The following is a 22,889-nucleotide window of genomic DNA, read 5'->3' on the forward strand; positions in this document are numbered from 1 at the left end:
CGCTGAAAGCGGTTGCTATAGATCGGGAAGCTTACCTTCCCAACTTGCAAAAAGCCCTCACCCTTATAAAAACTTAACGCAACTAAAAAAACAGTGGATTTCAATACTTATGCGAGATTTGCCCCAAACTGCCAAGGCGAGGGCAATATGGCGATCTGTGCGATCGCGAGTGGTAGAGCGGCGCTGCTTGGAAATAAAAAATGTCAAATTTACTACATTTTTTGATATAGTTTTTTGCTTAGACAGCAATAGGGTTTACTTCCCCTATTTTCTTTTCCTGTCTTTCTTATCCCCTTGCCCTACTCTAAACTATCTTGACTTTATTGAGAATCTTTCGCAACTTAGGGGTACACTAGACTATGATTTCAGGGATGAGAGGACTTATACGTATACATAAATTTATTATGGTTTGTAACATCACCCAAGAGCAGAAAAAAATAGTACCAAGGGGGCTTGCTTAAATTTTCATTCTGGGAATAGAGCTAGGAAGAGTCTTCTTTTAGCCCTGTTAAAGTCACGGAATAATATTCTCCGTTAAATTTTAGTAACAAAACGTTTATTACTCAAGCCAAAAAATGTAATATAAAATACAGGGATCGAACAATATTCTCTTCGTCAGCATCAGGGATCGTTGAATTGTTATAGCTAGAATAATTTGAAAAAGGGTGCAGGAGCCCAGATGTGTACAACAGAAAATTAGAATTTATCAATCAAAAACTAAATCACTCAATCGTGGAACAATGCCTGGGTTGCGCCTTAAGGCAGGAAATGGAAGTGGCGTTGCAAGAAACCAAAGAACTTTTGGGTGCGATCGCCCCAACCGCTCCATTACCCCTCGCAGTTAGTCGCACTAGCGATGCAGCTATTCTATATTGCAACGATCTTTTTGGCCTCACTTTTGGATCGCTCTCCACAGAGCTAATCGGCCGAAAATTACCTGAATTTTACTGCGAGCCAGCCGATCGCCAACTTTTACTGGCAGAGCTCGAAAACCAAGGTTACGTCCGCGAGGCAGAAGTGCAGCTCAAAAAGACTGACGAGACAGTCTTTTGGGCATCAGTATCAATGCGACCGCTGACTTTGGAGGGAGAATCAGTGATATTATCTATATTCTCCGATATCACCGATCGCAAAAGAGCTCAAGAAGCACTGCGGCGACAGGCCCTCACCTTCGAGAATATCTACGACGCAGTAGCGATCGCCGACACTGTTGGTAGAATCATCGACTGGAACCCCGCAGCAGAGCGCATTTTTGGCTATACCAAAGCCGAAGTAATCGGTAAAAGTACAGAGATTTTTCACTCCTCCTCAGAACAGGCGACAGCGCTAACCCACGAGATTCTATACAGTCTAAGAAATTCAGGTCGCTGGTCGGGAACAATTAACTTCACCCGCAAAGATGGCAGTGACGGCGTATGCGAAACCACCGTAGTCATAGTTGCCGATGAATTTGGCAAGGCGGTGGGCGCAATGGCGATTAGCCGCGACATCACCTTAGTCAAACGCTCGGAAACAGTAGAGCAAGAATTACTCGCATCCATACACTCGCGAGCCCGCCAGCAAGCCGCCGTCGCTTACTTGGGGCAACAGGCCTTGATGGAGAGCGATTTATCGGCACTGATGGACAAAGCTGTAGTTCTAGTTGCTCAAACGCTGAATGTAGAATATTGCAAACTTTTAGAATTACTCCCCGGCGGACACGCTTTCCTACTACGAGCAGGAGAGGGATGGCAACCAGGCTTAGTGGGCAACGCCACAGTCAGTGCTTCCACGAAGTCTCAGGCGGGTTATACTTTGCTTGCTGGTGAGTCGGTAATTGTGGAAGACGTGCGCTTAGAGACCCGCTTCAGCGGTGCACCTCTGTTACACAATCACCGCGTCGTCAGCGGTGTTTCCGTCATTATCCCCGGAAATTGGAGCAGAGAAGATTTGGCGCGAGGGGAACGGGGGAGCGGGGGAGAGGGGGAGATTTGGCCTGAAAGGAATAACGGAGGTAAATCCTCCCCATCCTCCCCATCCTCCCCATCCTCCTCATCTCCCCCATCTTCCCCATCCTCCCCATCTTCCCCATCCCCCTCATCTTCCTCATCCCCCCCATCCCCCGCTTGGGGTGTGCTGAGCGCTCACACCAAGCGGCGGCGGCAATTTAGTCAAGATGATGTCCACTTCCTCGAAGCGATCGCGAATGTACTAGCAGCAGCCATCGAGCGATCGCGATCGGAAGAGCGCCTACAACTAATGGAACGCGCGATCGCTTCCAGCAGCAACGGCATTATCATTACCGACGCAACACAGTCAGACAACCCCACGATTTATGTCAACCCCAGTTTCGAGCGGATGACAGGCTATCAGCGAGACGAAATTCTCGGTAAAAATTGCCGAATTTTGCAACGTGCTGATAGAAATCAACCAGCTCTTAAGGAAGTGCGAACAGCCCTTAACGAAGGCAAAGAATGTCAGGTCGTCTTGAAAAACTATCGTAAAGATGGCACTCCTTTTTGGAACGAACTTTCTATTTCACCCGTGTACAACACGCGGCGACATCTCACCCACTTTGTCGGCATTCAAACCGACATCACCGATCGCAAACGATCGGAAGAAGAATTATTTTTAAAGTCCCAAACTTTAGCAACTTTTAGCGCCAATCTCAAACAGCTTCACCGGATTACAACTTACAACTATCAAAATTTTGAAGAGCTATTTGCCGATTACCTGTTGGCAGGATGCGAAATATTTGGGCTTTCTACAGGTGTCATCAATCAAATTGAAGGCGAACGCTGCATTATCCGTTCTGTTAAATCTGATATTGAATGTTTTGTTCCTGGCTTGGAATCGGAATTAAAAGATACTTATTGTTCAGCACCGATAAAAACTAAGAAAACTGTTACCTATGCCCATGTAGGTAAAATAGAGGAAATGCAAACGCACCCGGCATATCAAAGATTTAACATGGAATCTTATATAGGTACGCCTATATTTGTCAGCGGTAAAATTTACGGGGTGTTAAGTTTCTCCTCAACACAAATAAGAAGCAAAAATTTTGAAGCCCGCGAAACAGAAATCATCGAACTGATGGCACAAAGCATCGGTAGATTTCTCGCTGCCCACGACACAGAAATAGAACGCCAGCAGGCAGAAAAAGAGCGCATAGAACTAATCGCTTCTCTCCAAGAAAGCGAAGAGCGATACCGCCGTTTAGTAGAACTTTCCCCGGAAGCGATCGCCGTCTATAGCGAAGATAAAATCGTCTATATCAATGCGGCGGGAGCCAGACTTGTTGGTGCTCAATCTGCGAAAGAACTGATCGGATTTCCCATATTTAACCTCGTCCACCGCGACTATCTGGAAGTAGTTAGAGTCCGCATTCAGCAAGTAGAAGAAGAAAACAAAAAAACGAATCTGATCGAACAAAAAATGATTAGACTGGACGGGAAAGTAATCGATGTGGAAATAGCAGGTATACCTGCTACCTACCAAGGGAAAGTCGCAACCCAAATTATCATCAGAGATATAACAGAACGCAAACGCGCCCAACAACAACTCCTCCACGATGCCTTTCACGATGTTCTCACTCAACTGCCAAACCGTGCCCTATTTATTGAGCGTGTTGGTCAAGCTATCCGTCGTTCCAAACAACAGCCAGATTATAAATTTGCTGTCCTATTCTTAGATTTAGATCGCTTTAAAGTCGTCAATGACAGTCTAGGTCATAGTGTAGGAGATCAACTGTTAATTGCGATCGCCCACCGCCTTACCTCCTGTCTTCACCCCTCTGATACCGCCGCTAGACTAGGGGGAGACGAGTTCACTGTCCTACTAGAAGGTATTCAAAGTCTTGGTGATGCTACCATCATTGCCAAAAAGATCAACCACGAGTTTGCCCAGCCCTTCAACCTTGAAGGACACGAAGTATTTACCACCGTCAGCATCGGTATTGTCTTCAGTCAAAGCGAAGTTTCCTCAACAAGTGAAGAAGATTGGAAGTATATGCACTGCCCCATGTACAACCATCCTGAAGATCTCCTGCGAGACGCTGACATTGCCATGTATCGCGCCAAGGCCCTTGGTAAGGCCCGCCATGAGGTTTTTAACTTAGCGATGCACGATCAAACTATTTCTCTGTTGCAATTGGAAACTGACTTGCGGCGGGCGATTCAGGAAAGTTGTCAAATTGCAGTTGCCCTTGGAAGACCCCATTTTTTACCAAAACAGGCAAGTTTGGCACAAAATCTGGGTTTAGAAAGTTCTCAGTTATCGGAGCACGTTCAATACTCAAAGGGCAATTCGGCAATTCTCAATTCAAAACCGCTTTGGCTATCGGAGAACTCTTCGGGAAATGCAGCGAAAATTCTTAGCAATGGTAGTCATCCACATACTAAATTGTTGCTACATTATCAGCCAATTATTTCACTTTCTACTGGCAGAATTAGCGGTTTTGAGGCGCTTGTACGCTGGCAACACCCAACGAGAGGTTTAGTTTCACCTGCTGAGTTTATTCCCGTAGCAGAAGAAACTGGTCTGATTATTCCTTTGGGTGCTTGGGTTTTGAGAGAAGCTTGCCGCCAGTTGCGTATTTGGCAAGAACTATTGAAGAAGGAAGAAGGAAGAAGGAAGAAGGAAGAAGAAATAAGGAATAGGAAAGAAGGAAGATGTGATAGTCCAAATTTCTCTAATTACCAATTACCAATTACCAATTACCAATTACCAATTACTAATTACCCACTGACTATGAGTGTGAATCTTTCAGGTAAGCAGTTGGGGCAAATGAATTTGTTTGAGGAGATTGATGAAATTCTGCAAGAAACTGGGTGCGATCCCAGCAGTTTAAAGTTGGAAATTACGGAAAGCGTGATTGTGGAAAATGTCGCTAAAGCTAGCACTATGCTCGCCCAACTGAAAGCTAGAAATATTCGGCTTTCTATTGATGATTTTGGGACGGGTTATTCATCTTTAAGTTATCTGCACCGCTTCCCGCTTGATACTCTCAAAATTGACCGTTCTTTTGTCAGTCGCTTGAGTACAGAGGGTGGTCGTCCCCTGCAAATTGTACGCGCGATCGTAACGCTGGCTCATAATTTAGGGCTCGATGTGATCGCAGAAGGTGTGGAAACAAAAGAGCAACTAGCGGAACTCCAGCAACTTGAATGCGAACACGCTCAGGGATATTTGTTATCTAGACCTCTGGACAGTGAGGCGGCAACTGAGTTTCTACAAAAAATGTTAACTGGTAATGGCTAATTGCTAATTGCTAATTGCTATAGCAGTCGCCAAGGCGATTAAGACCTTCTGAGTTCCACCAAACTCGCTGATTCTCTTCTCTTCTTCCTCTTCTTCCCCTAGCCCTGAGCATCGTAGCCCCTAACCGCTCATTGCTCATTGCTCACTTAACCCATCCTACTAAAAGTTAAAATTTTAAGAGATTATCCGTACATCTACGTACAAATTTTAAGTAGACTTAGATTTTCGGCGATTATTCGTGCATCCACCTACAAGTTCCTCATCCGATTCAATTTTAAGTAATTATCCCTGTCAAACCCTTGATTCCTCATGTAAATTTGCTGCTTAAGTGATTAATATCACACACAAAAAATACCAGGATCGCATTTGAATAAGAGATGGATCGCCAAATACTGTGACTAAAATCACAATTTAGCAATGTTTTCAATCACAAAATTGGGTTGGAAAAAAGGGCACAGTATATTTACTAGCATTCCTTATTTTAAGAACTACCCCTTGCACGAAAAAGGAAGCCAAAAGTCATGTCTACTTCCCAGCTCACACTAGAAGAATTATTTGGTCAAGTCATGTTTTCCAGCGTGGTTACTCGCAATGACCGCCAGCAAATCAGATCGGCACTTTTAGGTGGTGGACTCAATGAAGACGAACACGCAATTATTAACAGACTGTTATATAATGTGCGGCGTGGATGGGTGAGGATTATCGACTAAGTTAGAAAAACCTCACTTATAATAATTACGATAAATAAAATTGAATCAGCGGATAGGGCTAACCGCTGAGTATTTTCGTGTTTTTGAGCTGCGCGATCGCTGATTAAAATTCTCAAAGAATAATTTAAAATATAAAGTAATGTTTCAGATTGACCTATATATATGGCTCCCGCCGTTTTAATCCAGAATCTTCAGAAACGGTACGGCACTGTTGAAGCCGTCAAAGATGTTTCCTTCCAGGTGGAACCGGGGGAGATTTTTGGTTTGCTCGGCCCCAATGGTGCAGGCAAAACCACTACTCTACGGGCTTTGTGTACGTTGACAGCCCCCGATCGCGGACGTTTAGAGGTATCCGGGATTTCAGTTATAGAGCAGCCGAGATTGGCTAGACAACGCTTGGGCTATGTTGCTCAAGAGGTGGCTTTGGATAAGGTGCTGACGGGGCGCGAACTTTTGCAATTGCAAGCGGCTCTCTACCATTTGCCTCGGCCGATGATTAAAGATCGGATCGATCGTGCGATCGCATTACTCGGTTTAGGGGAATGGGCGGATAAAAAGACAGGCACTTATTCCGGTGGTATCCGCAAACGGCTGGATTTGGCTGCGGGACTGTTACATCAACCGGATGTTTTAGTTTTAGATGAACCGACAGTCGGGCTCGATATAGAAAGCCGGGTGGTAGTTTGGGACTTCCTGCGACAGTTGCGCGAGTCTGGGACAACAGTATTGATTACCAGCCATTATCTTGAAGAGGTTGATGCTTTGGCGAACAGAGTAGCAATTATTGATAAAGGTGTGGTGATTGCTGCGGGTACACCCGAAGAATTGAAGGATAAAGTAGGTGGCGATCGCGTTACCCTCCGCATCCGGGAATTTTCGCCGATAGAGGAAGCCGAAAAAGCAAAATCTCTGTTGCAATCTTTGCCTTTTGTACAAGAAGCGATCGTGAATACTGCTCAAGGTAATTCCCTAAATTTAGTGGTAACACCTCAGAGCGATGCACTTTTGAATATTCAGCAAGTAATTAAAGATGCGGGTCTTCCTACTTTTGGAATTGCTCAATCTCGACCTAGTTTGGATGATGTTTATTTAGCTGCGACGGGGAGAACGCTTTTAGATTCGGAGTTAGAAGCTTCTAGTAGTCGGGACTTGAAAGCCGAGCAAAAAGCAGCGATGCGGTCTTAGTTGGAGGAAGAAAGAAGAAGGAAGAAGTAAGAAGTAAGAGTCAACTTTGTCTCTTTGATAACTTATGTAGACCCCACTCTGGGCGGTATTTTTACCTCAGAGGGCGGCCTTCAGGATATCCGTCCTCACTATTTTGGCGATTGCTATAAAATTTATGGCGATCGCTCTTTTTTTGATGAAATGTTGAATAATAAACTCTATCTGTTGGTGTGAGGAAAGAGAGTGAGTCAGCAAGAGATTTTAACATTAGCCAAAGAAGGTGACGCAACTGCGATCGCCTTTCTAATCAGTCAAGCACTAGGAACCAAAGGCATAGCCGTCAAAGCCACCCGTCAAAACACTTGCCTGCACCTATTACTAGAAGCAGAACAACTCCCCCCCCAAGATGCCTGCATCCGAGTCATCGTTAAAGGATTACTCCGCCTCGAAGCAGCTCAAATCTACTATGTCAAAGTTTATGGGCGGCGAATCAACCAGCAACTAGTCGGTTGGACTCAAATCGTCGAACTCAAACAACCCTTGGGGAGCAGGGGAACAGAGGAGAGGGGAAAAATTCCCAGTTACCAGTCCCCAGTTACCAGTCACCCATCACCAGTCAGCCGTCACCAGCCACCAGTCACCAGTCCCCAACCCCCAGTCAACCGTCACCCATTACCCAAAAGGACAACCGGAAATCCTTGGCTTCTAGTAGGCTCCGTTAGCAGTGTACTCATCCCCTTATCCGGCTTCGTGATCACCTCTCAACTTCAACAACCGCCAGGGAACGTTTTAACTACCTCCGAGATAGTATCTTTAAAGCCAATCCCATCTACATCCGCCTCTCCAGTACCACGCCCTACTCAAAAAGCGACCGCTAAACCAATCCTAAAACCCATTACAAAACCTGTAACAACTACACAAGTAACAAATAATGTAACTGAGGTTTCAAACGTAACTTTACCATCTCCCAAAAACGCACAATTTACAACCGAAACTATCACTATCAAAGCCGTTGGCGATATCATTCCTGGCAGCAACTATCCTTACAATAAACTGCCCAAAGACGAGAAGATTTTATTTAAGTCAGTCAAACCATACTTGCAAGGAGCAGATATTTTATTTGGCAACTTTGAAAGTACATTAACTGACTATCGTTACAGTTCTAAAGGTGGCGGTGGTGGAATGCTTTTTGCCTTTCGCACACCTCCCAGCTATGTCAAGCTGTTGAAAGATGCGGGCTTTCATATTTTGAATGTCGCCAATAACCATTCCTGGGATTTTCACGAGCAAGGATTTAAAGATACGATTAAAAATATCGACGGTGCAGGCATGACTGCTGTTGGTAAAAAAGGTCAAATTGTCTATAAGAATGTCAAAGGTGTTAATGTTGCCTTTATTGGTTTCAGCAACTATGGCGATGTTCACAACTCCCTGCTAGAACTGAAAGCGGGGGAAGCAATTGTGAAAGAAGCGAAGAAAAAGGCGGATATCGTAGTAATATCTGTTCATGCGGGAGCTGAGGGAACGGGAGCTCTTAGGGTTAGGAATCACAATGAATTTTTCTTTGGTGAAAATCGAGGGAATATGGTGTTATTTTCCCGGACGATGATTGATGCCGGTGCGGATTTAATTTTAGGACATGGCCCTCACGTTGCTAGAGCTTTAGAACTGTACAAAGGGAAATTAATCGCCTATTCTTTGGGTAATTTTATGGGATATCGCAGCTTATCAACTGCGGGAGAACTTGGAGAATCGTTGATTTTGCAAGTACAAATGAACCCTAAAGGAGATTTTGTTTCTGGTAAGATTATCCCAGTACAGCTTAATGGGCAAGGGATACCTGCTATTGACAATAATTTTAGGAGCGTGGGACTAATTCGCGAATTAACAAAAGGTGATTTTCCTAATACACCATTGAAAATTGATGAGAAGGGGCAAATTTTGAAAAAATGAAATTGGTAATGGGTAATGGGTAATGGGTAATGGGTAATGGGTAATGGGTAATTGGTAATTGGTAATTGGTAATATCATGTCCGGCAATTACTATCTGTCATTGCGAGCGGAGCGAAGCAATACCAACACCTTGCGATTGCTTCGGGCTTGCTTCGTTCCTCAGATTGCTTCGTTCCTCGCAACTGCGCTTCGCTTGACGCGCTGTGCTTGGCTCGCAATGACAAATATTTAACCGGGTGTAGTATCATTAGTAATTGCTAGTAAAATTTAGGTTAGGTGAAGCAAAGCGAAATCCAACGCTATCAATTAGATTTGTTAACAGTTAACAGTTAACAGTTAACCGTTAACAATCTAAACTAAGGAGCGATCGCAAAGCTTCCTTCATCTCATCTATAGTTGTCGTCGCCGTACCAAATTGACGTACCACAATACTCGCGGCCAAATTACCCAAAACAGCAGCTTCCCAACCAGACGCACCAACACACAAGGCTAAAGTCAAAGCTGCCACCACTGTATCACCAGCACCCGTTACATCAAATACATCCGTCCGATTAAAAGCTGGGACATCCTGCTGGTAGATTTCTCCATCCTTCATCCTTTCAAACAAGCTCATTCCCTCCTCGCCGCGAGTAATCAACATTTGTTGAGCTTGAGTTAAATTCAGAAGGTCGCGCCCTGCATTCACCAAAGTTGTAGAGTTCTTAATTGCATATCCTACCGCCTGCTCAGCTTCCGGTAAATTAGGCGTAAATAAAGTCGCTCCCGCATAGCGATTCAAATCCGTCTGAGCATCTACAATAGTTCTAGGGTGAGACACCGCCGCTTCAATTACCGCCGCAGTCAAAACACCATCTCCGTAATCTGAACAAACCACAGCATCGACAGTATCCAACTGTTGGCGGATATACTCTGCTAATTGTAACTGTAAGTCTAAATCGGGCAATTCATCCGACTTGCGATCGACTCTCACAATTTGCTGAGTCACCGACTGACGAGCATGGCCAGAAATTCTAGTTTTCGTAACAGTCGGACGGCTGGGATCGATCAAAATGCCAGTAATATCAATTCCCGCCTCTTCAAAAATACGGCATAAAGCCCGTCCTTGGTCATCTTTACCCACTAAACCGGCAACTTTAACTTGGCCTGCCAGTTTAGCAAGATTATAGACAGCATTTGCGCCACCTCCGGGCAATTGCCTAGTATTTTCGTGGCGCAGAATCAAGACAGGCGCTTCGCGGGAAATGCGCTCGACTTGGCCTGTGAGAAATTCATCAAGAGTTAAGTCCCCCACCACTAAGACTCGCGCCTGGGAAAAGCGATCCAATCGTTGTGTCAATTGCTCAGCCGAGCCGCGCACTTGAGCCAAAAATGAAGAATCTAAAGACATTATTCAGTGAAACATTGGGCAGTGGGAGCGGGGGAGCGGGGGGAGCGGGGGAGGGGGGGAGCGGGGGAGCAGGGGGAGCGGGGGGAGCAGGGGGAGATTGGGAGATTTTCTTCCTTCTTCCTTCTTCCTTCTTTCTTCTTCCTTCTTCCTTCTTCCTTTACTTCAACTTTTGCTTAATGATGGTCACAACTTGAGTTAATTGTTTCTTGAGAGCGTCAATCTCAGCCTGCATTTTAACTATTTTGTCATTGAGAGCCTTAATTTCTGCGGCTCCAGCTCCACCTCCAGCGGCTCCTGCTGGTTTAGCCTCTGGTGCGTCTGGCTCTTGCGGGCGCTTTTTAGCCAAAATCATGGCTAATTTAATCGCCTCAGAGAGCTGCTTTTTCTCAAAAGGCTTTTCGATAAAGGCGAAAAAATACTTGTCAAAGGGTTCTGGAATTTTGTCCGTAACCTCTTCCTTGCGGCCTGACATAACCACAAGAGGAATATGCCGGAGATCGGCTTGCGATTGGATTTTCTGAAAAACCTCCCAGCCGCTTACCTTTGGCAGTAGGAAATCCAACATGATCAGGTTCGGGTGTGCTTGACGGATGAGTTTGAGACCTTCTTCGCCGTCTTTTGCTTCTAGAACTTCAAAGTTGCCCGCTGGCAACATCTCTCGCACCCGCACGCGGATGACTTTGCTGTCATCGATTACTAGGATTTTGTTACTTGCCACGACTGACTCCTCTGCTGATGAGTGAGGGTTCCCAACATTAAACTATATTCTTGCAGAATTCCAGCAAGAAAACTGATTGTATTTCAAACTGGGATGAAACTGGGATAAATTTCCGGCAGCGAGTCTGGTTAATTTGGTCTAGGATCGAAGCGCACAGAAGCAGAGTAACCAAACTTTTATGCCTGCCCATACCAATTTAACTTTTACAAGTAAGCCGGATGATTCTCATCTTACCTCCTTAGTGTCACCAATGCCTGCATGGTTACGTCGTCCGATTGGTAAAGCTAGTGAGTTGTCAGATGTGCAGCGAATTATTAAGCAGCGCCAGATACATACTATTTGCGAAGAAGGGCGTTGTCCTAACCGGGGAGAGTGTTATGCCCAGAAGACGGCGACTTTTTTGTTGATGGGGCCGACTTGCACTCGTGCTTGTGCTTTTTGTCAGGTGGATAAGGGGCACGCGCCGATGCCTTTAGATCCGCAGGAACCACAAAAGGTAGCGGAATCTGTGCAGTTGTTGGGTTTGCGCTATGTGGTTTTGACTTCGGTGGCGCGGGATGATTTGTCCGATGGGGGTGCAGGTTGGTTTGCGATGACTATGGAGGCGATTCGCGAAGTTAATCCCTTGAGTGAGATTGAGGTTTTGACTCCTGATTTTTGGGGAGGGAGTGGGGGAGCGGGGGAGCGGGGGGAGTGGGGGGAGATGGGGGGAGATGGGGGAGATGGGGGAGATGGGGGAGATGGGGGAGATGGGGGAGATGGGGGAGATGGGGGAGATGAGGGAGATGAGGGAGATGAGGAAGTTAAATCTTCCCTACCTTCCCCATCCTCCCCATCCTCCCCATCCTCCCCATCTTCTTTGCCCCCCGGCTCAAGAGCTCCCCATCTCACCACTCCCCAATGGCGGCGAATTGCTATAGTTGTGGCGGCTAAGCCTGCCTGTTATAACCATAATGTTGAGACTGTGCGGCGACTGCAAGGGCCTGTGCGGCGGGGGGCGAAGTACGATCGCTCTCTTGATGTTCTACGGATTGTTAAGGAAATTGATGCTCATATTCCTACAAAATCGGGCTTAATGCTGGGACATGGGGAAACGGAAGCGGAGGTGGTGGAGGCTTTGGAGGATTTGCGGGGGGTGGGGTGCGATCGCCTAACTCTGGGTCAATATATGCGCCCTTCTCTGGAACACTTGCCAGTACAAAAATACTGGACACCGGCGGAATTTGAGCGTTTGGGCGCGATCGCACGGGAAATGGGCTTTTCTCATGTTCGATCTGGCCCCCTCGTTCGTAGTTCTTACCACGCGGGAGAAAGCGATTAAAACCCCAGGATGGCGGTGTTACGTAAATCGTCCGTAAGTCTTGAAAATAACTCTTGCGAATAGTGCAAATAGGTAACGCTCTCTGGTATTTCTAGATACAGATACGTCTGAATTAATTAGGAGCTTTAACCTATGGCAGAGATATCCAATAACCAACTCAACTCTGACTCCGTGATGAAAACTGGCAAGCCCCCTTACACTTTCCGGGCTGCTTGGTTCCTGCTACTTTTCGGTCTCAACTTGTTAATGGCAGCATATTATTTCCACGTTATTCAATAGTTGCTGCCAATCCGATCCTTGCACGGAATTTTAGCCCTCAGTCCCAACCCCTCCGCCACCCTGACGGAAAAGGGTTGGGCAAGGGCTGTTTTGCTTAGCGATCGCTGGGCTGGGTTGTTGACGACTCTAGCTGGGATAGTCGCTGTTGCATTTTGATTAGGTCTTGCTTAATTTCGATCACCATAGTTGCTAAATTGTCAAACATGGGGTCTGCCGATCGCATTCTGGGACTTGTTCTAGTTGTACCGGGACTTGTTGGCGGTTGCGATCGGTTAAATCCAGAAGATTGAGACTCTAACCTATTGATTTGTCCCCTGAGATCGGAAATTTGACTTTCCAATTGAGTAATACGGTATTCGAGTTGATACGAGCCTTGGGCGGGTGTAAAAATTGGTAAGGTAATTATACCTAAAAATACACCAATACAGAGAATTACTAGAATTACTATTTTTTTGATGCGATCGGGTATGATTTGGAGCATGGCTTTACAGTTGTAGCGGCTGCATTTTCTAGGCTAACAACTGTTTCAGATTTTGTGTCTCTATCAGAGGTATGTAATTAAGCTAATTTTATGACAACTAAGAAAGTAGCAATTTTTATCTTTGATAATGCGGAAGTGCTTGACTTCGCCGGGCCTTTTGAAGTATTTTCTGTCACCTCAGAATTAAATAACTACGAACCTTTTGAGGTTTATACAGTTGCCGAAAAATCCACTGCTATCTCAGCTCGCAATGGCCTGAGCGTTAATCCCGATTATACCATATTAAATTGTCCAAAACCGGATATTTTAATTGTACCCGGAGGGATAGGGACTCGCATTTTAATGAATCATCAGCCTATAATTGATTGGATAAAATCTTGTGCAGAAACAGCAGAATTAGTGCTTTCTGTCTGCACAGGTTCGTTACTTTTAGCAAAGGCAAGTTTATTAGAAGGTTTAGAAGCGACAACCCATCATCGAGCCTTTGATTTATTAATAGAAATTGCTCCGAATACAACTGTTGTGAAAGATCGCCGATTTGTGGATAATGGCAAAATCATTACTTCGGGAGGAATCTCAGCAGGAATTGATATGTCTTTGTACGTTGTTGGCAGACTTTTAGGAAAAGAAAAAGCTGACCAAACAGCAGAACAAATGGAATATAAACAGTTAACTGCTAATTGCTAATTGCTAATTGCTAATTGCTAATTGCTAATTGCTAATTGCTAATTGGGAAAAAACCCCGCGTCTCCCCTTCTTCCTTCTCTCCTAGATAACTAAATTTTCTTCCTTCTTCCTTCTTCCTTCTTCCTTCTTCCTTCTTCCTTAAGAATCTTCACCCCACATCTTTAACTGTAAATAAACTAACATTAAAGCTCCCACCATCAACAAAGTTGCCGCCGCTGCTGCATAACCGAAATCAAATTGAGCAAAAGCTTGGTCATAAATGTAATAAACTAGCAAATTAGTAGAGTTTAAAGGGCCGCCGCCAGTGATGACATAAACTTGCTCAAAACTTCTCAGAGTAAAAATAGCAGTAGTCACAATAACAAACACCAAAGTAGGTCGTAAACCCGGTAAAGTAATGTGCCAAAATTGCTGCCAAGCGCCAGCACCATCTAATTCTGCGGCTTCATAACGGTTGATAGGAATTGCTTGCAATCCAGCGATGAATATAACCATATTGAAGCCTAATTGCTTCCAAATACTTAACAAAATCAGCACTGGCATTGCCCAAATTGTACTATTTAACCAAGGCACGGAATTTAAGCCAAGAGAAATTAATAAATTATTAACGGGGCCATCTGTTTGAAATAGCCACCGCCAACTTAAGCCAACCGCAACTAGGGAGGTAATAGAAGGGATAAAATAGGCAGTACGGAGAAAACCTCGCAAGGCAAATGACCGATTTAATAATACTGCCAAGCCTAAAGGTATAATTAAACTGGGAATGACGGTGGCGACAGTAAAATAGAATGTGTTGCCAATAACTTGCCAAAAATCCGGGCTAATTAGCAGACGGGAGTAATTGTTAAGACCCACTAAATGCACGCCCGAACGGGTAAAACTACCAGCAGTAAAACTGAGGTAAAATAAATAAACGATCGGCCATAAGATAAAAGTACCCAGCAATATGAGAGATGGAGCTAGAAAAATCCAAGCTGCGATCGTGTCATTATCTAGCCAGTTAAAACGCCCAGGCTTAATCGGAACCATTCGCTTTTAGATTTTAACTTTGAGATTTTAAATTGTATCATAAGATCGTAGGAAATAAAAGTGGAAACTCAAGATATATTCCGAAATTTGAAAACTTTAGAAACTGAACGCTTAATCCTGCGAAAGATGACTTTAGAGGATGCGGAGGATATGTTCGAGTATGCTTCTGACCCAGATGTGGCAAAATACACTACTTGGGATGCTCATCAATCTATAAAAGATAGCAAATTTTTTCTAAAGATAGTCGTCGAGCGTTACAAAAATCGCCAGATTACTGACTGGGGTATTGTCCATAAAGGAGAGGGAAAATTGATCGGTACTTGTGGATTTGCGGAATGTCATCTATTTCACAGCCGCGCTGAGATTGGATATGCACTTTCTAGGAAATATTGGAGACAAGGATATATGAGCGAAGCAGTTAGTGCTATTATTAAGTTTGGCTTCCAGACAATGAATTTAAATCGAATTGAAGCTAGATGTGAAGTGGAAAATATTGCTTCAGCTCGTGTGATGGAAAAAGTAGGGATGCAATTTGAAGGTATCTTAAGGCAACATATATTTACTAAAGGTAAATACTGCGACTTAAAAATTTACTCGATTCTGAGACAGGATTTTTTTTGGGAACAATACGGTTAACAAGCAAGCTAAAGTGGTAAAATCTGGTAAACACCACAGTTTCACTTTAATGAGCAACATCTACTTCAACCTTCGTAAATTCCTAATTGCCTTTACCTTCTTACCTTTGAGTCTCGGCATGAGTGCGATGCCTCTGGCTGGCTACGCCTACGCACAGCAACCGCCAAGCTTAACTCTATCTCAAGATCCCGCCTCAATCAACTCTCGTGCTTCACAATTTGTAGGACAGTGGCGACTAAAAGATTATTTACCGATTCCGCTGACAGTTATTTTCACGCAAGACGGCAAAATATTTATTCTTCTACCTTCATATTTGACCTGGTTTTTTTCTTCAGGTTCTCCATCTTTTACTGGCGGAAATGTTAGTGCCTTTGAACTGAGTTACAAAATCAATTCGAGTACCCAACCTATGCAGATTGACGTGACATCACCAGGTGATGAGGGAACTTTAATGACAATTTTTGAGTTCACTCCTGATGGTCAAATGCGTATAGAATGGGAAGGTTTACGTCCGGGAGAATCGAGACCTACTGAGTTTAGTGCTGGTGCAATTTTTCTCGAAAAAGTGGCTAATACAACGGCTTTACCTCGGAATACTCAAATAGTTGATTTAGCAGCACAACGAAGACAGGGACGAGAATCAGAAGGCGAACAATATATTGGTTCTATGAACCGCGCTCAACAAGCTTTCTATGCCGAGAATGAAAAATTTGCTACAGAGATTGATGAATTGGGGTTAGGCATTGACAAGGAGACACAGAATTACCGCTATCAAATTGTACCCCAAAGCGGCTCTATTCCCAGCATAATGATGACTGCTGAAGCCAAGAATGCAGAACTAAAAAGCTACACAGGGGCGGTTTTTGTGATCAAAGTTAACGATGAAAATACAACTGTTTCTCTAACTTGCGGCACAGATAAACCATCAACTACACCACCAGCGATGCCAAGGGCTCCTAAGAGTGCAGAAGAGGAAATTAAATGTCCTGTTGGTTCCAGTCCTAAATAATAGTGAAATAGGGGGAAATAGGCATCGCACTGAGATAGGACTTACGCATCCTCTACCATTTTCTGTCATTGCGAGTGAAACGAAGCAATCTAAAACCCCGATCCTGTCGCTAAAATGCGTAAGTCCTGTGAGATAGTAACTGCTCCAAAAATCCGGCAATTCTTAACTGCTAACACGCTAGTTTCTATTACCTTCTACCTTATCCCCTCCCTCTTTTATTTCTACCGCATAGGATAGGGAACCCATTTAGAATAGTCAGCTAGATGACCCCAATAAGCCGTATAGCCAGTGAATGCCCAAATTAAAGCAGCAGCTACGAGTACAATACTACCAATTAGCCGTAGAGTATGATTAGTTCGCAGATAAAGCGCAGGTGCAGCGCAAATGCCGCTTAATCCTGATAAAATAAATCCTATTGCTGAGAGTATGGGCTGCCGAGTCAAACCCAAATTGAGAATTCGCAGACCAATTACTAAGGCAGCAACCCCAGCAAAAAAGGCGTAAATAGCCACAGTTAGCAAATCCCACTCATTGGCAAGAGATAAAGATGCGCTGATAAAAAGTATGCCGAATAAAACTGACATTTCGCCGAAGGCAATGTTAAAGCTACCGGGAAGAGGCCAAGTAAAAATCATGTGTAAGCCAGTTGTGAGAGCGATCGCGCCAGTCATTCCAAAACCGGGAATCCACCGTTTTTGCTGCGTACCGTCGAGTCCCAGGTAAACGTAGGATGCGAGTATAAACAGTCCTGCTACCATATTGATGAGCATCAATGGAATATAGTTAACAAACATTAATTTAAGTTCCTTAACGAGAGATAATGGCAATATATTCTCATTCTATTAGCTTCTATCATTCGCTGCATGAGTACCATTTCTGCACTAGCTAATTCCAATACCAGTTTGATTTCGCCGAGCTTAGAGCCATGTTTGCTTGCACAGGGAGCCCCGTTAAAACTGGGAATTCTCGCTTCTGGTAGTGGTAGCAATTTTGAGGCAATTGCTGAGGCGATCGCGAATCGACAACTCAACGCTCAAGTTCAAGTTGTAATTTACAATAATCCCGATGCCAAAGTTGGAGCGCGAGCTCAAAAATTTGGTGTCCTCGCGATTCTTCTCAACCACCGCGACTACACTAGCCGCGAAGAGTTAGATGCAGTAATTGTCAAGACTTTTCAAGAATATAATGTCGAATGGGTAATTATGGCCGGCTGGATGCGAATTGTTACTCCAGTTTTACTCGATGCTTTCCCCCAAAAAGTTATTAATATTCACCCCAGTTTATTGCCTAGTTTCCCCGGAATTCGAGCTGTGGAACAAGCACTCAAAGCCGGAGTTAAGATTACTGGTTGTACGGTTCATATCGCTTGTTTAGAAGTTGATAGCGGCCCGATTTTAATGCAGGCCGCAGTGCCAGTATTGGTAGATGATACGCCAGAAACCTTACACGCTCGGATACAGGTGCAGGAACATAAAACTTTGGTAGGCGCGATCGCACTTTTAGCGGCTAGGCGTGCTGAAAATTTAGAATAGGTAAAATTTCTCTCGATCGGGGAGTTCTGATAAATTTGGGATGAAACTATGCGGAAAATACGGTTGTTTATTGCATCTAGTCTAGACGGCTACATTGCAAGAGCATCAGGGGATGTTGATTGGTTATTCACTGACTCTGACTACGGTTACGATCAATTTTTTGCCCAAATTGACACCTTAATTATGGGTAATAAGACGTATCAACAAATCCTTGGTTTTGGAGAATATCCCTACAAAGGTAAGGAAAGTTTTGTATTTTCTAACTCTCTTGCTGGCACCAAAGATAACAATGTAGAATTTGTGGGAGGGAATTTGGAAGAATTTATCCATAAGTTGCGTAATATGAAGGGCGGTGATATTTGGTTAGTTGGCGGAGGCCAGACAATTCATTATTTCTTGAAATATGGTTTTATCGATGAACTTATTCTCTCGATTCACCCTATGATTCTAGGGAAGGGAATACCGCTAATTGTAAACGATCCTAACCTAGAAACGGCACTTAATTTGAAAGATGTAATCCAATATAATTCTGGGTTATTGCAAGTCTTTTACGATTTGAAAATAAAACCCGCAGACTTAAGTCGATCGGGCAATGGGTAGTTGGTAATTTGTCATCCCCTTATGAAAATTTATCCAACCATATTATTTAAGTAGTTACATTCAATGCTTCTTAATCCCTTTACTACGTTTCTGTTCGTACATTAATTCATCAGCCTCTACCAGCAATTGTTCTAGTGAAATGCTTTTATCTAAAACGCATTCCTTCACACCAATACTCATAGATAATTGATAGGAACGAGCGTTTTCTTGGTTAAAGCGATCGAGAGCTGCTTGTAGCCGAGTTTGATAGTTATCTGTATCAACTGAACAGGCGGGGATAAATATTACAAATTCATCACCTCCTAAGCGAGCAACGATATCAGAATCACCAAAGGTTTGCTTTAATATGTAAGCTGCTTCAGCGAGGATTCTATCTCCAATTTCATGACCTAAAGAGTCATTAATTTTCTTTAAACCATCTAAGTCAGCAAACAAAAGACAGCAGGACATCTGTGTACGTTTGGCGATTTTTAGCTGCTGATTTGCGAGTAAAAAAAAGCCGCGTCTGTTATATACGCCTGTTAATTCATCAGTCATAGATAGCTGCCTTACCTCTGCTTCAGCTCTCAAACGCTCTTGGATTTCCTGCTCTAAAAGTTGATTTTGTTTAATGAGTTGGTGGTATTGCTGTTGAATAAGTAATTGATTTCTCACTCGCATCAGCACTTCTTGCTCTTGAAAGGGTTTAGTAATGTAATCCACAGCACCCATTTCAAAGGCCCGAACTTTATCATTTACCCGATCGAGGGCACTAATAAAGATAATGGGAAGGTCTTGTGTGGCTTCAGATTCCTTTAGCTGCTGACAAACTTCATAGCCATTCATATCTGGCATATTGATGTCTAATATAATCAAATCTGGGGGGTCGCGATAGGCAGCCTGTAGTGCCATTTTACCATTGAGCGATTTGCGAACAATGTAACCCTGAGACTCCAATATTTTTGATAATAATCGTAAATTATCGGGGTTATCATCTACGATTAAGATATTTGTTTCAGCCGCAGATTTTAGTACAATATTCATATTTATCTCCTTAAGCCTGGGTGAGAATTGCAATCGCCTCTAACTGGAAGCGATCGACTAGATTGGTCAAAGATTCTAATAGGAATTCATTCTCACTAGGAATTTGAGCAATCAGTTGGCGGAGGATCGTATCGTTGAGATCTAAGGCTGCTTCATTGACTTGAGTAACCCACTCTAACGGCATTATTTTCAAATCTTGTGGGGAGAGGGTTCTGGGTTCTAAAGTTGCAAACTCTGGCCTTAATGGGGATGTTTGAGCGTAACAGTAACGGACTCCCAAATAATGTGCAATTTTGTCGAAGAGTATGGTTTCAGTGAACGGTTTAGCGATATAGTCATCGCATCCCGCTTGAAGACTGGCAGTGCGGTCTTCTTCAAAAGCATAGGCCGTCAAAGCTACGATCGCCACATTATCCTGTACACCCCTAGCCCGAATTTGACGAGTTGCTTCATAGCCGTCCATCTCAGGCATTTCAATATCCATAAAAATCAAATGAGGATGCCAATCTTGCCAGCAGGCGATCGCTTCAATCCCGTTGGTAACGGCACAGACTTCAAATCCAACTGACTCCAGCAGTGTTACCAGCAAATGCCGATTTACTAGAACATCCTCTGCTACCAAAATTCGGTAGTTAGGTTGTCCCGCTTCCAAACTGATAACGTGCTGGTTAACTTTAGATTCTATCAGATCGACGGATTCCGCTCGATGTAAGATCGCTTTACAAGTAAAGATTGAGCCTTGATTTAAGCTGCTTTGTACGGTGATATCACCGCCCATCAAACGAGCAAACTGACGACTAATAGATAGGCCTAAACCCGTTCCTTGAGCATGGCGACCTCGCTCGGTTTGCATAAAAGCTTCAAAGACGGATTCAAGATCGCACAAAGCGATACCGCATCCCGTATCTTCAACTTCAAGATAGAGTGCGATCGCAGATCCTAAAGCTTCCACCTTTGATGAATCGATCGCATCATCTATTTCTGGGATGACTTTTATCCTCAAAGTAATACTGCCATTAATCGTAAATTTGATTGCATTGCTAAGCAAGTTAATCAAAATTTGGCGAAGTTTTGCCTGATCGCCATAGACATAGGGAGGAACGTTAATTTCCTGTTCAATTCTGAGCATCAACCCTTTTTCAGACGCTTTGAGAGCAAACATCTCCTGAATAGAATGGATGAATCGGACAATATCGAAGCAAGATTCTGTCAGTACCAATTGACCAGCTTCAATTTTAGACATCTCCAAAACATCATTAATTAAGGTCAGTAAATGTTCTCCACTGCGACTGATAATTCCTAGATGCTCTTGAAACTCAGGTGGGATATTTTGGCTGCGGCTCATAATTTGCGTAAACCCCAAAATTGCGTTCATCGGAGTCCGCAATTCGTGGCTCATTTTAGCAAGAAACTGGCTTTTGGCACGGTTGGCGATCGCCGCACGTTCTGCTGCTTGTTCTAATGCTGCCTGGGAAAATTCTAACATTGCTAGCATCAGAGTATTTCGCATCTCAGCAGCAGTTTGAAGCTCCTCAACCCGCCAGGGGTAAGATTTTTCTTGCACTATTTCTTTCCACAGTTGAAAGGAGTTACGGGGACAGGGTTGTATTTCTCCAACTTCATCGATTGCGATCGCAGCTTGAGGATTACCTGCCCAATTGATCGTTTGAAATTGTTCTGGTCGGAACCAGATAATATGGTAAGACTTTTGTTTAACATGGTTGAGGGAAATAGAAATAGCTAGAATCCCGCTAGCTTTATCTTTAAACTCCTTTGCAGTAGGATAGAGATTAGACAAAAAATTAGTAGCAAATACTCGTTCCGTGTTATGCTGCACCAACCAGTTTAGCAGTTCCTGCACTTCAGCTTCTGAGGGCGTTTGCCCTATTAAAGTTAGCTGTCCGTCCAGCAAAATTGCCGCTCCATAAGCACGAACTAAAACCAGCAATTGCACCGTATTTTTAGTCAAAACCTGTTCAATAAAGTTCGCTTCTCGTAATAATTCCCGCTGAAGTTCATCCTGAATACCCTTGACTTGCATTCGGTAAAGACGCAACTCTTTCTCTTGCTGATACAATAATTCCAGAGAAGCAAATCTTCCTAATAGTTCGCAGGCCTTGCGAGTTTCATAATCTACTAATTTAGGGCTATAGTGCTGACAGGCGATTAATCCCCAGAGGCGTTTGTCATCGATCAAGGAAATTGTCATCGATCCATGAACGCCAATATTTTGTAAGTATTGAATGTGACATGGAGAAACTCCTCTTAACGTACAATTGCTCATATCTACCAATTGATTTGTCAGAGGATGTTTGCTAGGAACAATCTGTACAGGAGTGTAATTAATATTGGGAACTTGTAGCACCCAGTTGTGGCAAAATAACGATCTGCATTGCTTAGGAAAATCAATGGCTGGATAGTGAAATCCTAGATAACTTTCTATAATATTTTCCTTTGCCTCAGCAATTACTACCCCAGAATCATCACTTTCAAAACGGTAGACCATAACGCGATTGAACCCAGTCATTTTCTTTACTTCTCTAGCAATGATCTGAGCTAAATCGGAGAGATTCATCGCATTCCGCAGATCGACAATTGCTGCTTGCAAGCAATGAGAAAAATGGGTTGAATAACTACTTTCTTGAGCGGAGGATGGCACAAGTTCTAATATTAGTGCATCAACAATTCGATGCAACACGCCTGTAAATCTTTGGCTTTGATATTCCTGTTCTTTTTCTACACTCACCCGATTGGCTTTTAGCTCAAGTGGATTGTAGTTTTCTGCGTTATCTTTGGTCAGGATATCACTAATTTTATTCAGTTGTTCGCGACCAAATAATAATTCCAAAGGTTGACCAAGTAATTTTTCTGCTGGGATGCCAAAAAACTGTTCTACATTTTCACTGCTTTGCAAAATTTGCAAGTCTGGTTCTTGTAGTGTTAAGAGAATGCCATGAGGTTGAATATGATCGGGAATGTACACATATTCATCAGTATGCTTTTCTAAAGCTGTCAGTTGTGAAGGAGTGAAATTTCGGAGTTCTTTGGCATTCAGAGGTTGCATAGTTACAGTCAGCGTTGTCGTGGACAGAGGAAGAAGGGGCTAGGGGCTAGGGGCTAGG

20 protein-coding genes are annotated in these 22,889 nt (G+C 43.7%); 12 read left to right on the plus strand and 8 right to left on the minus strand.

The features are described from left to right. Positions 1–63: 63 nt before the first annotated feature. Complete coding sequence (locus OSCIL6407_RS36460; protein ID WP_234709918.1) at positions 64–207, minus strand: hypothetical protein; 144 nt, start codon at positions 205–207, stop codon at positions 64–66. A 474-nt stretch (positions 208–681) separates the two neighbouring features. On the opposite strand from OSCIL6407_RS36460, the gene OSCIL6407_RS36090 reads away from it, so the two are divergent. The 5 genes from OSCIL6407_RS36090 to OSCIL6407_RS0101680 all read left to right on the plus strand — a co-directional run bounded on the left by OSCIL6407_RS36090 (position 682) and on the right by OSCIL6407_RS0101680 (position 9,065). Then, a complete protein-coding gene (locus OSCIL6407_RS36090) occupies positions 682–5,238 on the plus strand; it encodes a PAS domain S-box protein (protein ID WP_019486854.1) in 4,557 nt (1,518 codons plus the stop codon). A 521-nt stretch (positions 5,239–5,759) separates the two neighbouring features. Next, on the plus strand, positions 5,760–5,948 hold the full coding sequence (locus OSCIL6407_RS0101665; protein ID WP_007358145.1) for a hypothetical protein: 189 nt from the start codon (positions 5,760–5,762) through the stop codon (positions 5,946–5,948). A gap of 162 nt (positions 5,949–6,110) precedes the next feature. After that, on the plus strand, positions 6,111–7,133 hold the full coding sequence (locus OSCIL6407_RS0101670; RefSeq protein ID WP_007358147.1) for a daunorubicin resistance protein DrrA family ABC transporter ATP-binding protein: 1,023 nt from the start codon (positions 6,111–6,113) through the stop codon (positions 7,131–7,133). A gap of 54 nt (positions 7,134–7,187) precedes the next feature. After that, positions 7,188–7,346: a hypothetical protein gene (locus OSCIL6407_RS36095; protein ID WP_007358148.1), complete on the plus strand. Its 159-nt coding sequence runs from the start codon at positions 7,188–7,190 to the stop codon at positions 7,344–7,346. Positions 7,347–7,355: 9 nt separating this feature from the next. After that, positions 7,356–9,065 (plus strand): CapA family protein, encoded by a 1,710-nt coding sequence (locus OSCIL6407_RS0101680; RefSeq protein WP_007358149.1) that lies wholly within the window; start codon positions 7,356–7,358, stop codon positions 9,063–9,065. 343 nt (positions 9,066–9,408) lie between these two features. On the opposite strand, the gene OSCIL6407_RS0101685 is transcribed toward OSCIL6407_RS0101680, so the two are convergent. Continuing rightward, positions 9,409–10,452: a bifunctional heptose 7-phosphate kinase/heptose 1-phosphate adenyltransferase gene (locus tag OSCIL6407_RS0101685; RefSeq protein WP_007358150.1), complete on the minus strand. Its 1,044-nt coding sequence runs from the start codon at positions 10,450–10,452 to the stop codon at positions 9,409–9,411. Positions 10,453–10,609: 157 nt separating this feature from the next. Beyond that, positions 10,610–11,170: a response regulator gene (locus tag OSCIL6407_RS0101695; RefSeq protein WP_007354216.1), complete on the minus strand. Its 561-nt coding sequence runs from the start codon at positions 11,168–11,170 to the stop codon at positions 10,610–10,612. Positions 11,171–11,348: 178 nt separating this feature from the next. Between OSCIL6407_RS0101695 and OSCIL6407_RS36850 the strand changes: the two genes are divergently transcribed. Beyond that, complete coding sequence (locus OSCIL6407_RS36850; RefSeq protein WP_019486855.1) at positions 11,349–12,491, plus strand: lipoyl synthase; 1,143 nt, start codon at positions 11,349–11,351, stop codon at positions 12,489–12,491. A gap of 132 nt (positions 12,492–12,623) precedes the next feature. Then, positions 12,624–12,770, plus strand: coding sequence for a photosystem I protein PsaX (gene psaX / locus OSCIL6407_RS0101705; RefSeq protein ID WP_019486856.1), 147 nt, complete (start codon positions 12,624–12,626; stop codon positions 12,768–12,770). 94 nt (positions 12,771–12,864) lie between these two features. Here the strand turns inward: psaX and OSCIL6407_RS0101710 are convergent, their stop codons facing one another. Beyond that, on the minus strand, positions 12,865–13,251 hold the full coding sequence (locus tag OSCIL6407_RS0101710) for a hypothetical protein (protein ID WP_007353213.1): 387 nt from the start codon (positions 13,249–13,251) through the stop codon (positions 12,865–12,867). A 90-nt stretch (positions 13,252–13,341) separates the two neighbouring features. Here OSCIL6407_RS0101710 and OSCIL6407_RS0101715 point away from each other — a divergent pair, with 90 nt between their 5' ends. Beyond that, positions 13,342–13,938 carry a DJ-1/PfpI family protein gene (locus OSCIL6407_RS0101715; RefSeq protein WP_019486857.1) on the plus strand — a complete coding sequence of 199 codons (597 nt, stop codon included), beginning with the start codon at positions 13,342–13,344 and terminating at the stop codon, positions 13,936–13,938. Between the two features lie 138 nt (positions 13,939–14,076). Here OSCIL6407_RS0101715 and OSCIL6407_RS0101720 read toward each other — a convergent pair whose 3' ends face one another. Beyond that, positions 14,077–14,967, minus strand: a complete 891-nt coding sequence (locus OSCIL6407_RS0101720) for a carbohydrate ABC transporter permease (RefSeq protein ID WP_007355895.1) — start codon at positions 14,965–14,967, stop codon at positions 14,077–14,079. A 60-nt stretch (positions 14,968–15,027) separates the two neighbouring features. On the opposite strand from OSCIL6407_RS0101720, the gene OSCIL6407_RS0101725 reads away from it, so the two are divergent. Beyond that, positions 15,028–15,603 (plus strand): GNAT family N-acetyltransferase, encoded by a 576-nt coding sequence (locus tag OSCIL6407_RS0101725; RefSeq protein WP_007355894.1) that lies wholly within the window; start codon positions 15,028–15,030, stop codon positions 15,601–15,603. Positions 15,604–15,616: 13 nt separating this feature from the next. Beyond that, a complete protein-coding gene (locus OSCIL6407_RS0101730) occupies positions 15,617–16,612 on the plus strand; it encodes a type IV pilin-like G/H family protein (RefSeq protein WP_019486858.1) in 996 nt (331 codons plus the stop codon). 221 nt (positions 16,613–16,833) lie between these two features. Here the strand turns inward: OSCIL6407_RS0101730 and OSCIL6407_RS0101735 are convergent, their stop codons facing one another. Then, the gene (locus OSCIL6407_RS0101735; RefSeq protein ID WP_007355892.1) at positions 16,834–17,406 is read right to left on the minus strand and encodes a DUF981 family protein; all 573 of its coding nucleotides are present in this window, start codon (positions 17,404–17,406) and stop codon (positions 16,834–16,836) included. 69 nt (positions 17,407–17,475) lie between these two features. Between OSCIL6407_RS0101735 and purN the strand changes: the two genes are divergently transcribed. Both purN and OSCIL6407_RS0101745 read left to right on the plus strand, forming a co-directional pair. Then, positions 17,476–18,144, plus strand: coding sequence for a phosphoribosylglycinamide formyltransferase (purN, locus tag OSCIL6407_RS0101740; protein ID WP_007355891.1), 669 nt, complete (start codon positions 17,476–17,478; stop codon positions 18,142–18,144). A 48-nt stretch (positions 18,145–18,192) separates the two neighbouring features. Next, the gene (locus OSCIL6407_RS0101745) at positions 18,193–18,744 is read left to right on the plus strand and encodes a dihydrofolate reductase family protein (protein WP_007355890.1); all 552 of its coding nucleotides are present in this window, start codon (positions 18,193–18,195) and stop codon (positions 18,742–18,744) included. A 60-nt stretch (positions 18,745–18,804) separates the two neighbouring features. Here the strand turns inward: OSCIL6407_RS0101745 and OSCIL6407_RS0101750 are convergent, their stop codons facing one another. Both OSCIL6407_RS0101750 and OSCIL6407_RS0101755 read right to left on the minus strand, forming a co-directional pair. Further along, positions 18,805–19,767, minus strand: coding sequence for a GGDEF domain-containing response regulator (locus tag OSCIL6407_RS0101750; protein ID WP_007355889.1), 963 nt, complete (start codon positions 19,765–19,767; stop codon positions 18,805–18,807). 10 nt (positions 19,768–19,777) lie between these two features. After that, positions 19,778–22,831, minus strand: a complete 3,054-nt coding sequence (locus OSCIL6407_RS0101755) for a response regulator (RefSeq protein ID WP_007355888.1) — start codon at positions 22,829–22,831, stop codon at positions 19,778–19,780. Positions 22,832–22,889 lie beyond the last annotated feature (58 nt).

Origin of the sequence: Kamptonema formosum PCC 6407, from assembly GCF_000332155.1 — a bacterium.
GTDB lineage: Bacteria > Cyanobacteriota > Cyanobacteriia > Cyanobacteriales > Microcoleaceae > Kamptonema > Kamptonema formosum.